Annotated in this window: 9 protein-coding genes; 7 read left to right on the forward strand and 2 right to left on the reverse strand. The window is 58.9% G+C overall.

Annotated features, from left to right (window positions below; translation table 11 throughout):
- Positions 1–104: 104 nt before the first annotated feature.
- Entirely contained in the window at positions 105–1,304 is a 1,200-nt protein-coding gene (locus H6G53_RS09435) for a peptidoglycan-binding protein (RefSeq protein WP_190532299.1), read from the reverse strand.
- A gap of 345 nt (positions 1,305–1,649) precedes the next feature.
- Here H6G53_RS09435 and H6G53_RS09440 point away from each other — a divergent pair, with 345 nt between their 5' ends.
- The 7 genes from H6G53_RS09440 to H6G53_RS09470 all read left to right on the forward strand — a co-directional run bounded on the left by H6G53_RS09440 (position 1,650) and on the right by H6G53_RS09470 (position 11,246).
- Entirely contained in the window at positions 1,650–4,229 is a 2,580-nt protein-coding gene (locus H6G53_RS09440; protein ID WP_190532303.1) for a GH116 family glycosyl hydrolase, read from the forward strand.
- A 20-nt stretch (positions 4,230–4,249) separates the two neighbouring features.
- On the forward strand, positions 4,250–6,637 hold the full coding sequence (locus H6G53_RS09445) for a protein phosphatase 2C domain-containing protein (protein ID WP_190532306.1): 2,388 nt from the start codon (positions 4,250–4,252) through the stop codon (positions 6,635–6,637).
- Positions 6,638–6,687: 50 nt separating this feature from the next.
- Complete coding sequence (locus tag H6G53_RS09450; RefSeq protein ID WP_099532320.1) at positions 6,688–7,038, forward strand: hypothetical protein; 351 nt, start codon at positions 6,688–6,690, stop codon at positions 7,036–7,038.
- A 252-nt stretch (positions 7,039–7,290) separates the two neighbouring features.
- Positions 7,291–8,811 carry a photosystem II chlorophyll-binding protein CP47 gene (gene psbB / locus H6G53_RS09455; RefSeq protein ID WP_190532308.1) on the forward strand — a complete coding sequence of 507 codons (1,521 nt, stop codon included), beginning with the start codon at positions 7,291–7,293 and terminating at the stop codon, positions 8,809–8,811.
- A gap of 313 nt (positions 8,812–9,124) precedes the next feature.
- Positions 9,125–9,220: a photosystem II reaction center protein T gene (locus tag H6G53_RS09460; RefSeq protein WP_037216787.1), complete on the forward strand. Its 96-nt coding sequence runs from the start codon at positions 9,125–9,127 to the stop codon at positions 9,218–9,220.
- Between the two features lie 298 nt (positions 9,221–9,518).
- Complete coding sequence (gene nrdR / locus H6G53_RS09465) at positions 9,519–10,046, forward strand: transcriptional regulator NrdR (RefSeq protein ID WP_099532355.1); 528 nt, start codon at positions 9,519–9,521, stop codon at positions 10,044–10,046.
- A gap of 276 nt (positions 10,047–10,322) precedes the next feature.
- Positions 10,323–11,246, forward strand: coding sequence for an SPFH domain-containing protein (locus H6G53_RS09470; RefSeq protein ID WP_190532311.1), 924 nt, complete (start codon positions 10,323–10,325; stop codon positions 11,244–11,246).
- 115 nt (positions 11,247–11,361) lie between these two features.
- Here the strand turns inward: H6G53_RS09470 and H6G53_RS09475 are convergent, their stop codons facing one another.
- Complete coding sequence (locus tag H6G53_RS09475) at positions 11,362–12,213, reverse strand: lipopolysaccharide assembly protein LapB (protein ID WP_099532323.1); 852 nt, start codon at positions 12,211–12,213, stop codon at positions 11,362–11,364.
- Positions 12,214–12,525: the final 312 nt, after the last annotated feature.

A 12,525-nucleotide genomic window follows, 5' to 3' on the forward strand; every position in this document is an offset into this window, starting at 1 on the left:
AGATAATTTGCCAAACCTAAGAATCCAAAGAATCCGAACCTAAGCAATCCGAAGCGTCCGCAACCGGGGGCACAGACTCAACTGCAATTAGAATCACTACTGAATCACTGCCAGCCGCCATAGCCAGAGCCACAGATTCGCACGCAACAGGGATTATAAACAGGCTGCCAACTGGAATCGGTCGCGGGTCGCACCCAGTTTCGGGCCCGGCGCACATGGCGCTTCACGGGCAAATAGGGAGAGCCTCGGCGGCCGGAAACGGGCACGGTGGCCAGGGCATTGACCGTGGTTGCATCCACGTAGCCGGTGGCGGGAATGCGACGCGATCGCTGGAAGGCAACCAGGGCCGTTTGGGTGACTTTGCCAAAATGGCCCGTATTGGTGCGCGATTTTTGGAAGCCCAGGGTGCGCAGCTTGCCTTGGAGGGTGGCCACGCGATCGCTCGTTTCGCCCCCATAGATCGGCGCGGTCAGGGTTCCATAACTTCCTGTGTTCACCTCGGAGCTGGGGCGAGCGCTCGGGGGCAGCACTACCGGAGCCACGGGGCGCGGACGGTTAATCACCGGCTGCCAACCACCCGGCTGATTCCCCCGATCGTTCGTGTTGCCCGTGTCGCCGCGGCCGTCTGATCGCCAAGGATTGCGTGGCTCCACTGTTTCCGCATCAAGCTTGGCTTGGGTTTCCAAGTCCAACACGCCGGTTCCTGGCAATCGGTGCTGGGCCTGATAGGTCAACAGGGCGGTGCGGGTGGCTTCGTCAAAGGTTCCAGTCACCAACAGGGGCAGGTTAAAGGTGCTGGCCTGTCGCAGTCGCCATTGCAGAACTTGCACCGAAGGGCCCTGGTCGCCGCGCACCAAGTAGGGGGCGGGCGTTTGGCGGGCGGGCGCACCGTTGGCCGCCATCAACATCATGGTGCTGGTGCGATCGAGCACGCCCGTGGGGGTGAGCTTGCCGGTGCGCCGTTGGTAATTGCGCAGGGCCAGTTCCGTGGCGCTGTCAAACTCAGCGGTAATCGGCACTTCCAGCCCGGCCCCCTTGAGCAGTTGCTGAAGATTTTGAACCGCCAAGCCCCGATCGCCAAATCGCAGGCTGTTATAGGCCTGGGCCCCTTCGGCCAGAAGCGGCCAAGACAACACCCCAAGGGCGATCGCCCCCAGAAGCATTCGGCCCGAGGTGATTCGATTGAGCTGCCCCGTTGCCCGATCGGTGACCTGATCAGTTCCCTGATCTTGGTCTTCCAGGTGTTCCGGGGCATCCAGCGCCTCTAACGCCAGGGCATAGTGCAAATAGGCCCAGCTTTCCATAGCAAGCTCATCAAAAGTGGATTGAGTTCTTAAACTGAATTCTTGACTCTGACTGGAGTGCTAAGCGACTCGAATTTTTCTTGTCATTCAACCGCGATCGATTGAACAGCGATTGGTTGAACGACGATCGGGAATGGGTGAATGTTGGTTGCAGAATCATCCATCCCCGTTGTACTGGAGAACAGACCTCAGACACAAGGTGGGAGCCACCGGGCGATCGGGCATGGGGGTGGGGATCGGGGTGATCTTCTCGTCAAGTGATCTTCGCGTCAGACGCTGATTAACCGTCGAATCTTCAACCAAAGTCCTAGGCGCGATCGAACAAAAGACCTTAGAATTCTGGGCATGGTTCAGGCAAATCCCACAAACAATTCCCCCGCGACCCCGATCGCGCCCCCCACCGGTCACCCCTCCGCCGGGTCGATCCCCCCATGCGCTTGGAGCCGCCCGATCGGCCTTGGTTGGGAACGTCCTTACACCGTCCGCTATGCCAGCAATTTGGACGATGGCCCCTGGCATGGTGCGCCCTTGGGTGGGTTTGGGGCCGGCTCCTTGGGTCGATCGCCTCGGGGTGAATTTAACTTTTGGCACATGGACGGCGGGGAGCATGTGTTTGCCAACCTGCCCGGCTGTCAGTTTGCGGTTTTTGAGCAAGCAGAGGGCGACTTACCCCGAACCTATGCCCTCAGCAGCGAACCACCCGCCGATGGCAGTCTGGGGGATTGGGCTTGGTATCCCGCTTCCACGGCCGAGCGCTCAACGGGCACTTACTCGGCGCTCTACCCGCGCAGTTGGTTCACCTACGAAAACGTGTTGCAGACCCACCTCACCTGCGAACAGTTTTCACCGATTTTGGCGGGCAACTACCAAGAAACCAGCTATCCCGTGGCGGTGTTTGAGTGGACGGCCCACAACCCCACCGATCGCCCCATTACAGTCAGTATTTTGCTCAGTTGGGAAAACACGGTGGGTTGGTTCACCAATGCCCTCAAGAATCCCGAAATTACGGTGCGGGACGACGGCAGCCCCGAGTATGAATATCAACCCCGTTGGGGCGAGAGCGAAGGGAACTTTAACCGCTGGATTGAAGATTTCTCGCGGGTGGGCTGCACGCTCCTGAACTTAGAAGGCTTGATTGATCCGGGCGATCGCCCTTTGGCCGAAGGGATGGGCCAATGGGCCTTGATGACGGTGCAAAACCCGGCGGTGGAGGTGTTTCACCACACCCGCTGGAATCCGGCCGGCGATGGTTCGGATCTGTGGCGCGATTTTTCCCGATCGGGTGACCTGTCCGACGAAAGCGACGATCGGCCCGCCAAGGCCGGTGAACGGATTGGCGCGGCGATCGCCGTTCGCTTCACCCTCCGACCCGGCAAAACCCGCAAAATTCCCTTCATTTTGGCTTGGGACTTTCCCACCACGGAATTCAAGGCCGGCGTGACCTACTATCGGCGCTACACGGACTTTTTCGGGCGCAATGGTCAAGGGGCCTGGTCGATCGCCCGCACCGCCCTGAAGCATTACGATGCCTGGCGCGAAGGGATCATTGCCTGGCAAAAACCCGTACTCGATCGCCCCGACTGGCCCGATTGGTTCAAAATGGGCCTTCTCAATGAGCTATACGACCTGACGGCCGGGGCCACCGTTTGGAGTGCCGCCGATGAGCGAGATCCCAAGGGCCAATTCGCCGTGGCCGAATGTCTGGATTACCGCTGGTATGAAAGTTTAGATGTGCGGCTCTATGGTTCCTTTGGGCTGCTGTTGCTGTGGCCCGAGCTGGAAAAGTCCGTGATGCGAGCCTTTGCGCGGGCAATTCCCACGGCCGATGCCACCCCTCGAATTATTGGCTATAACCGGGCGGCGGCGGTTCGGAAGATTGCCGATGCCACCCCCCATGATTTGGGCGCACCGAACGAACATCCCTGGGAAGCCACCAACTACACCAGCTATCAGGATTGCAACCTGTGGAAGGATTTACCCTGCGATTTCGTGTTGCAGGTCTACCGGGACTATCAACTCACGGGAGCCAGCGATCGGCAATTCTTGGTGGACTGCTGGGATTCGGTGGAGCGATCGCTCGCTTACCTAAAAACCTTTGACCAAGACGGCGACGGCATTCCCGAAAACTCCGGCGCACCCGACCAAACCTTTGATGATTGGCGACTGGTGGGCGTGAGTGCCTACTGCGGCGGCCTGTGGATTGCGGCCTTGGAAGCGGCGATCGCGATCGGGCAAGTGCTGCTGGAAGCGGATTTGGATGATTTAACCTATGAATCAGACCGGGCCCGCGCCGCCCTCGATCGCCCCCGCTTGGCGGCCACCCTAGCCACCTACCAAGACTGGCTCACCCAAGCCCGATCGGTTTATCATCTGGCCCTCTGGAACGGGCAATCCTATCGCCTCGACACCGGCAGCGGTTCCGACGTGGTGATGGCGGATCAGCTTTGTGGTCAGTTCTATGCCCGATTGCTGGGGCTGCCGGATGTGGTGGACAGCGCCGCCGTTCGCAGGACGATCGAAACGGTTTATGACTCCTGTTTCGTCAAGTTCAACGCCTTCTGTCGGAGCGATCGGGCCCGGGAACTGGGGTGGAACATTCCCCACGACCTGCCTAACCTGGGGGTAGCTAACGGCGTGTTGCCCGATGGTTCCCCCGAAAACCCGAAGGCCACCCACCCCCTAGAAGTCTGGACAGGAATTAACTTTGGGCTAGCGGCCTTTTGGTTGCAAATGGGCTACCAGCAGGAAGCCATGGAAGTGGCCGCCGCCGTTGTGAACCAAATCTATAGCGGGGGCTTGCAATTCCGAACGCCGGAGGCTATCACGGCTCAAAACACCTTCCGGGCCAGTACCTACCTGCGACCGATGGCCATTTGGGCAATGTATGGCATTCTGACGGAGTTTGCGCCCTTAACGGCCCGTTAGGGAGCAGCAATTGAGGAGCTATGACGGTGCCGATCGGGTCGATCGAATGCAGTAATTCCCACTGCGGTCACGGGAATCCCGCCTCGGCCAAGGTCTGTGCTGCCTGTGGTGCTCCGCTGCTGCATCTATACCTCTACGGGATTGGATCCGACCTGCGGTCGCTGGCTCCCGGCACTTGGCTCGCCAATCGCTACTACTACTTGGGCGATCGGCGCTTTTTGGACGGCAAGCCAGGCCAAGTACCCGAAGTGCCTGGGGAGGTGACGCGCCTGCTTCTCAGCTATTTGCGGCTGGTGGAGCATCGGCCCCAAGTGCCCCAAATTTACGGCGTTGTCAAACAGTCGAACTTTAGCCGGGAAGCCATTTTGTTGCTTGAAGGGGCCCCGATCGGCCCCGATGGATCCCTGCTGCCAAAGTTAGTTGACCAATGGGCCAAGGCCACACCCCTGCGCCAACTGAATTGGCTGTGGCAAGTGGCGCGGCTCTGGGAACCCTTGCAAGACGCGGGAGTTACGGCCACCCTGTTGGAGCCGGAGCGGTTGCGGGTGGGGAGCGGCTGGGTGCGGTTGCTGGCCCTGAAGGACAATGCGGGGCGATCGCCCAGTTGGGCCGAGTGGGGGCGCTGGTGGGTGCAACGGCTGCGGCCCCATCCGGCCTTGGAATCTTTGGTGTCGCCCCTGTTGCAACAGGTGGCGTTGGGTAATTGCGATCCGCCGACTCTGGTGGCGAATTTGGAGCAGCTCATCACCCAAGTGGCGGCCCAGGATGCGCCCGTGGAGCTGGCCGTGGCCAGCCTGAGCGACCCGGGGCCGAGCCGATCGCGCAATGAAGATGCTTGCTATCCCTTCAGCCAAGATCAGACCCGAGGGCAGCGGTTGGGCTTGGCGATCGTCTGCGATGGGCTAGGGGGCCATGAGGGCGGGGACGTGGCTTCCCGTTGGGCGATCGAACAGCTCACCACCGAGCTAGTGCCCTTTGTGGAAGCCGCCGCCCAAGCCCCCCCGAGTCCTGAGTTGGTGAATGCCACCCTGCTGCGGGCGATCGGGCTGGCCAATGCCGTCATTACCCAACGTAATGTGCAGGAGGGGCGAGCCGAGCGCCAACGGATGGGCACCACGGTGGTTTTGGCCCTGGTGATCGATCGATGGCTGTACATTGCCCATGTGGGCGATAGCCGCGCTTATCAAATCACGCCCACGGGCTGCTATGCCTTGACCTTGGATGATGACCTGGCTACCCGCGAAACCCGTTTGGGTCTCGGGTTCTATCGAGATTTGTTGCAAATCAGCGCAGCCGGGGCCCTGGTACAGGCCTTGGGCATGGGCAATTCTGAGCAACTTTATCCCAGCGTACGCCGCATGGTGCTGGACGAGGATTGCGCGATCGTCCTCTGCTCCGATGGGGTGAGCGATTTTGACCTGATCGAGCGATCGTGGCGTGACCAGTTCCCGGTGCGTTGGGGCCAAGGGGATCCCGGTCAAACCGTGGCCCAAATGATCGCCCTCGCCAATCAACACAATGGCCACGACAACGCCACCATCAGCCTGGTGCAAATTGGAGCCACGCGCCAGCTCGTGCCGGATCCAGCCCGCCTGCGCCGCCCCGTGATGGTTCCTAGTCCACCGCTCGATCGAGAATTGGAGGTTTCGCCCGCCGCCAACCCCAATCACCCCAATAGTTTCCAAGGGGATGACCTGTTGCCCTCGGTGGTGGCCAAAATGCCCCAAACGGAACTGGTGACCCCCTCGGTGGAACCCTCGCCAATTCCCCCTGAGGGCCGATCGCCCCTGGTTCGATCGCCCTGGGTTGGCCGCTGGTTCAGCCTGTTGGCCCTAGTCATTTTCGGCGGTGGGCTGTTGGCCCTGGTGATCATGCCCCTGGTGCGGCAACTGGTCGATGCCAATGCCCCCAATACCCCGGCTCCTAGCCCCACCCCGATCGCCTCGCCCAGTGGGATCAACACCACACCCAGCCCCGTACCCAGCCCGATGGCTCTGAACGTGGGCGAGGTGCTGCAAATCAAGCCCCAAGCTGCCGCCCTGGGGTTATACGGGCCCGATCGAACCACCCTGGTTGGTTGGTTACCCCCCAACAGCACCATTCAAATTCTGCGCATTTCCTTGCCGATCGCCCCCGTCCCCACAACAGCCGCCCCAACGGCCACCCCGATCACCAACCCGCCAACCGGTGATCGCCCCTCTGGGCCGCCACCGGGACTGACCTGGGTGGAACTCAAAATCTGTACCCTGGGCCGCAGCAATCCCAACAGTTCTCTCGCCAGCGGCGCAACTCTTTGGGCCCGCCAAGCGGACTTGGGCGATCGCGTTGTGGCCGCCGCTCCCCTCCCCTTGCCCAACGGCTGCCAAGCCTCGACAATCACTCCCGATGCTGTCAACAACCCGCCGTGAATTGGTGATAAGTTGAGCGCGGACTTGCGATCGCCTCCCCGGGGACAGCCATGAACAGCACTGAATCTTGGAAATATTTCTTTCTTGCGGACGGGTGGGTTGTTGGGCGCGTTTGGAGCACCGATGGCCCCTGGAGTACCATCGCTTGGCGACGCGGGCCCCGCATTGAACGCACCCACCTCTCCATCACCCAGCAGGACGAAGTGCTCTGGCTGTATCGGGCCGAGTCCAGCATCGTCACCATCGAGGTCAAGCCCGAACCGACCACCACGGGTGACGGCAACTTCAATCAGCCGATCGGGCAAGTGCTGCTCACCCGTTTAATCAGCGCCGACCAGGTAATCGAACGGCTGAGCCTGGCCCAAGCCCACTTTCAAACCCAAAAAGCCGGCCAGTTCTAGGGTTTCCCCGATCGCCACGGTCTCGATCCCCAACCGTCAACAACGGCTGGCGCATTCCCCTGCCAATCACCCATTGCCGCCATCACAGGGCGATCGGCCTCCCCGTTTGCTTGCGATCGGTATGTGGACTCTATACACTTTTTTAGATAACTGCCTTAACGGATTCTTTCGAGAAACTGCATCGCGACTTCCATAACAGGCGATCGATTTACTGCACTGCTGTATCACCAACGATTGAGGAGGCCGTAGTCAATGGGACTACCCTGGTATCGAGTGCATACAGTCGTCCTGAATGACCCAGGCCGACTGATTGCCGTACACCTAATGCACACAGCGCTTGTGGCCGGCTGGGCCGGTTCCATGGCGCTGTTTGAGCTATCCAACTTCGATCCGAGCGATCCCGTTCTGAACCCCATGTGGCGGCAAGGCATGTTCGTGCTGCCCTTCATGGCGCGTTTGGGCGTGACCGAATCGTGGGGCGGCTGGAGCGTCACGGGTGAAACTGCCACCAACGTCGGCTTCTGGAGCTTTGAAGGCGTAGCAACTGCCCACATCGTCCTTTCGGGTCTGCTGTTCTTGGCAGCCGTTTGGCACTGGGTGTTCTGGGATTTGGAACTGTTCACCGATCCCCGCACGGGCGAACCCGCCCTCGACTTGCCGAAGATGTTCGGCATCCACCTGTTCTTGTCTGGTCTTCTCTGCTTTGGTTTCGGTGCATTCCACCTCACGGGTCTGTTTGGACCAGGGATGTGGGTGTCTGACCCCTATGGCATCACTGGCCATGTCCAGCCCGTTGCGCCCGAGTGGGGTCCCGATGGCTTTAACCCCTTTAACCCCGGCGGGATTGTGGCCCACCACATCGCTGCGGGGATTGTCGGGATTATTGCCGGTCTGTTCCATCTGAGCGTCCGTCCGCCCGAGCGCCTCTACAAGGCCCTGCGGATGGGGAACATCGAAACCGTGCTGTCGAGCAGTATCGCTGCGGTGTTCTTCTCGGCCTTCGTGGTTGCGGGCACCATGTGGTACGGCAACGCCACCACCCCGATCGAACTGTTTGGCCCCACCCGTTATCAGTGGGATAGCGGCTACTTCCAACAGGAAATCCAACGTCGCGTTCAAACCGATGTGGCGGCTGGCAAGAGCTTGGATGAAGCTTGGTCGGCAATTCCCGAAAAGCTGGCTTTCTATGACTACGTGGGCAATAGCCCCGCCAAGGGCGGTCTGTTCCGCGTCGGCAAGATGAACAGCGGCGACGGCATGGCCAAGAAGTGGCTGGGTCACGCGGTGTTCACCGATGCTGAAGGTCGCGAACTGAACGTGCGCCGTCTGCCGAACTTCTTCGAAACCTTCCCGGTTGTGATGACCGATGCGGATGGTGTGGTGCGTGCGGACATTCCGTTCCGTCGTGCAGAATCGAGGCTGAGTGTTGAGCAAAGCGGTGTCACGGCTAAGGTCTACGGCGGTGCGCTGGGCGGCCAAACCTTCACCAACCCGGCGGATGTGAAGCGGTTGGCTCGCCGTTCGCAGTTGGGCGAACCGTTTGAGTTCGACACCACCGATGCAGATGGCGTGTTCCGCACCAGCCCTCGCGGTTGGTTCACCTTCGCCCATGCTTCGTTTGCGCTGCTGTTCTTCTTTGGTCACATCTGGCACGGTGCTCGGACGCTGTTCCGCGACGTGTTTGCTGGGATTGAAGCTGACCTGGGCGAACAAATCGAGTTTGGTGCGTTCCAAAAACTGGGCGACTTGACCACCCGTAAGGAGTCGGTCTAGGGCTTGGCTTTGGTCACTCTAGCTTTGGGGTGCTAAGGGTCAGACTCTGACTCCTTGGTAGCCCAAAAATTAACGGGAGAGTCTGGGATTCCAGGCTCTCCCGCTGTGTTTTGGGGGTGTTGGGCAGTGGGGCCGATCGCCCTGGGCAGCTTGTCTTCAGTGCCAGCCCCAGGTTTTTTCGAAAGTTCTTTTTCGGAAGTTCCTTTTCAGAAGATTGTTGCAGGTTGTAAATCCTGATTTGACGGGATTTTGGAAACTGAACGTTTTCGACCCTTGCTTGATAGACTGAGGAAAAGTTGTTAGGAAATGAACGATGGAAAGCGTTGCCTACATTTTGATTTTGGCGTTGGCGATCGGGACGTTGTTTTTTGCAATTGCCTTCCGCGAGCCTCCTCGGATTGGCAAGTAGGCAAGGCTTGGCCGCATGGGCTGCGTTGAGCTTGATTGCACGGAGCCTCACGATATTGAGCTTCCCGACATTCGGCTTGGCGACATTAGCGCCAGGGGCTGTATTGGCCATATCGGCTGTATTGATATTTGGATCGTTGGCCCGATCGCCCAATCTAGGGTTGGGAGCTAGCCCTTCGGTGGCTCGATCGACCATGATCACCGTTCAACCCGAGTGATGAATCGTTTGGATGGAGGGTCTGTGGGGCAACTCGATCGCACGGTTTGTCACTCGGGTTCTGTTATGAGGGGTGATGCCTGTGCGGTGTCCGTTCTGCCATCACACGGATAGTCGGGTGCTTGAATCGCGGGCGGCGGAAGGCGGACAAAGCATTCGGCGGCGGCGCGAGTGTTTGGCTTGTTTACGGCGCTTCACAACCTACGAACGGGTGGAATTTGTGCCGATCGCGGTGGTCAAGCGAGACGGGCGGCGGGAATCGTTCGATCGCTCAAAGCTACTGCGGGGGTTAATTCGCGCCTGTGAAAAAACTGGCATTGGCGTAGAACAGTTGGAATCGATCGTGGACGAAATTGAAGCGGAAGTCCAACAGCGATCGATTCGGGAAGTGAAAACCAATGAATTAGGCGAACTGGTGCTTGATCGGTTGCGATTGCTCAGCGAAGTGGCCTACGTGCGCTTTGCCTCGGTATATCAGCAATTTCAGGGCATTCGGGATTTTGTGGAAACCCTCGATCGATTGCGAGCCGAGCGGGCTGAAGCGCATATTTGGCCAACGGCCACCCCCCTTCTGGAGGATGTTGCTCTGGGCGGCGACCATAATTCCTGAAGCTGCTATTCCTGAAGCAGCCAGCAAGAGTCACGAAAAGCCCCGCAATCAGCAATTTCGATTATTTTTTGACTATCTTTTTTGGGTTATCTTGAATTCATTTTTTGATCCTTCCAGGAGATTTCTGGGGCGATCGCTGTCATCCCCCAACCACACAGGGGGCCCGGCCGCTTGTCAAATGCCCCTAAGAGTGGCAAAACCAAAGTGGCAAGACCAAATATCGGCATTGGTTGCAGCGTCAACCAACGGTCGCACCTAAGCATGGAGTGAATCAAAGTGGATGCAGTGTTGGGGCTACTCGTTTCTCTCGCCGTGGGCTTGGGCTATTTTGCCAGCTCCGCTCGGGTGATTGAACAGGGAAATAAAGCATTGGTTGAGCGCCTCGGTCGCTATCAACGCACGCTCGATCCGGGATTGAACTTTGTGATTCCGTTCGTGGATTCGCTGATTGTCGAAACCGTGCGGGAACGCGACCTGGATATCGCCCCCCAGCAAGTCATCACCAAAGACGGCTTGGCGATCGAGGTAGATGCCCTCGTTTCTTGGCGCATCGTTAACTTAAAAGCCGCCTACTACAACGTTGATAATCTAGATGATTCCCTCAGAAACCTGGTTTTGACGGAATTACGCGCCCGATTCGGCCAAATTGATCTAGAGGAGACCTTCTCCAAAATTGAAGAATTGAATAATTACCTGCTGGAGCGCCTCGATACCATTACCACTGAGTGGGGCATCAAGGTGCTGCGGGTGGCCATCCAAAACATCAAGCGCCCTGAAGAGATCGATCGCGCCATGGAGCGGGCCCGAATTGCCGAACGGGAGCGTCAAGCCGCCGTTCAAGAGGCAGAAGGAAAGCGCGATGCAGCCATTGCCGAAGCGGAAGGGCGCAAGCGGGCCGCCGTTTCTGAGGCGGAAGGGATTGTGCAAGCGGTGCAGCTCATTTCGGCCGCTATGCAGGATCGTCCCCAAAACAAGGGGGTCTTGGAGCAAATGGTGAAATTCCTGGTGGCTCAGCGCTATGTGGACGCTAGCCAGCGCATTAGCGAAAGCCCCAACTCCAAGGTGATCTTTATGGATCCCAAAGCCCTCACGGAAACCGTCAACGGCATCATGGAAGGCGAGGAATCAACCCCCGCTCGCCACAACCATGTACATGGCAAAATTGACTTCGCAGACTTGGATGGCCCGGGCGGCGCTTAGGCCGGTTGGTTGGCGCGGATCGTTGGGGCAAGGGGCTTAAGCCCCTTGTCTGGGGCCGTTAGGCTACGCATCGATCGACCGCTTTCACTGGATTTCAGGCAATGACAACCAGAGCCTAGGGCTGTGCGGGCGACGGACTGGGGCTGGCGGCGGGGGTTGGTTCAGCGCCGGGTTCCGTGGCCGCCAGCTTGCGAATTTGATCTTTGAATCGATCGGGTGCTAACCCCGCAGCCGTTGCAAACAATTCCTCAGCCTGTTGAGTCTTGCCTTGGTTGCGCAGCACGATCGCCTTGGCCAAAACCGGTCGAAAATCCTTGGGATTGCCCTCTAGGGCCTTGTCAAACGCAGCGATCGCGTCGTCATACCGCTCTAACTTGACGTAAACCTCGCCCAAGAGCAGCCGAATTGATACCACATCGGCGCTGTTGGGCTTGCTTTTATTGGCCGCGATCGCCTGATCCAACGACTCCTGCACCAAACCCACGGCCGCTTGGGGGCGCTGCTGTTCCACCAACAGGGTGGCCAATCCTTGCAGGGCCTTGAGGCTGTTGGGCTGGCGATCGAGCAGGGTGCGGTAGGTGGCTGCCGCCGCTTCCAAGTCCCCCGCCTCTTTCTGGGCTTGGGCTAACAGAATGCCGTAGTCCGGTTCGGAAGGGTTCAGCTCCGCTAGCTTGGCCAACGGCGCGATCGCCCCCTTGCGATCGCCCATTTTCAGCTTGGCTTCCAACAGCCCCCGCAGGGCCGTTTGATTGTCCGGCTCCCGTTGCAGCACCAACTCATAGCCCTTGGCCTCATTCATGAGTCGATCGCGCTCCGAGCTGGCCGGGCTAGTTCCCGGGCTGGCGGCAGAATTGGGGGTTTGGCGTAGGCCTCCCAACAAGGGCAGCACCGACAGTCCAACAAAAGCGAGTAGCGCCAAAAACAGCACAGCGCTCGTGAGCCAACGGTTTTGCTTTTGATTCGTCACAGTTTTTGCCTCGTTTGCCTGACGGAAGAGCCGCCCCGGGCTGGGGAGTCTCTTGGGGGGCCGTAACCCGACATTTTGACATCCACACGCTCTAAACCGACAGGAATTCTTGGATCCGATCCCTTCGGCAACCGAGCAAATCCCATGCGGCGATCGATCCCTAATTTCGCTCAAATGATGATGAAATCAGGGTTTGAGGTCAAGTCCAAATCGGCAACGCTTCCCCGAACTCCCAAAAAACCAGAAAAATCTTCTGACTCCCTTGGGCTATCCATGCATTCAGTAGAATAGGCAGATTGACAGCCCCCGGGT

The organism is Limnothrix sp. FACHB-406 (genome assembly GCF_014698235.1).
In the GTDB taxonomy this organism is placed as follows: Bacteria; Cyanobacteriota; Cyanobacteriia; order CACIAM-69d; family CACIAM-69d; genus CACIAM-69d.

Excerpts from the sequence above, each read along its gene's own strand:
- H6G53_RS09435 (WP_190532299.1), bottom strand. The coding sequence starts at position 1,304 with ATGGAAAGCTGGGCCTATTTGCACTATGCCCTGGCGTTAGAGGCGCTG.
- H6G53_RS09440 (WP_190532303.1), top strand. The coding sequence starts at position 1,650 with ATGGTTCAGGCAAATCCCACAAACAATTCCCCCGCGACCCCGATCGCG.
- H6G53_RS09445 (WP_190532306.1), top strand. The coding sequence starts at position 4,250 with ATGACGGTGCCGATCGGGTCGATCGAATGCAGTAATTCCCACTGCGGT.
- H6G53_RS09450 (WP_099532320.1), top strand. The coding sequence starts at position 6,688 with ATGAACAGCACTGAATCTTGGAAATATTTCTTTCTTGCGGACGGGTGG.
- psbB (WP_190532308.1), top strand. The coding sequence starts at position 7,291 with ATGGGACTACCCTGGTATCGAGTGCATACAGTCGTCCTGAATGACCCA.
- H6G53_RS09460 (WP_037216787.1), top strand. The coding sequence starts at position 9,125 with ATGGAAAGCGTTGCCTACATTTTGATTTTGGCGTTGGCGATCGGGACG.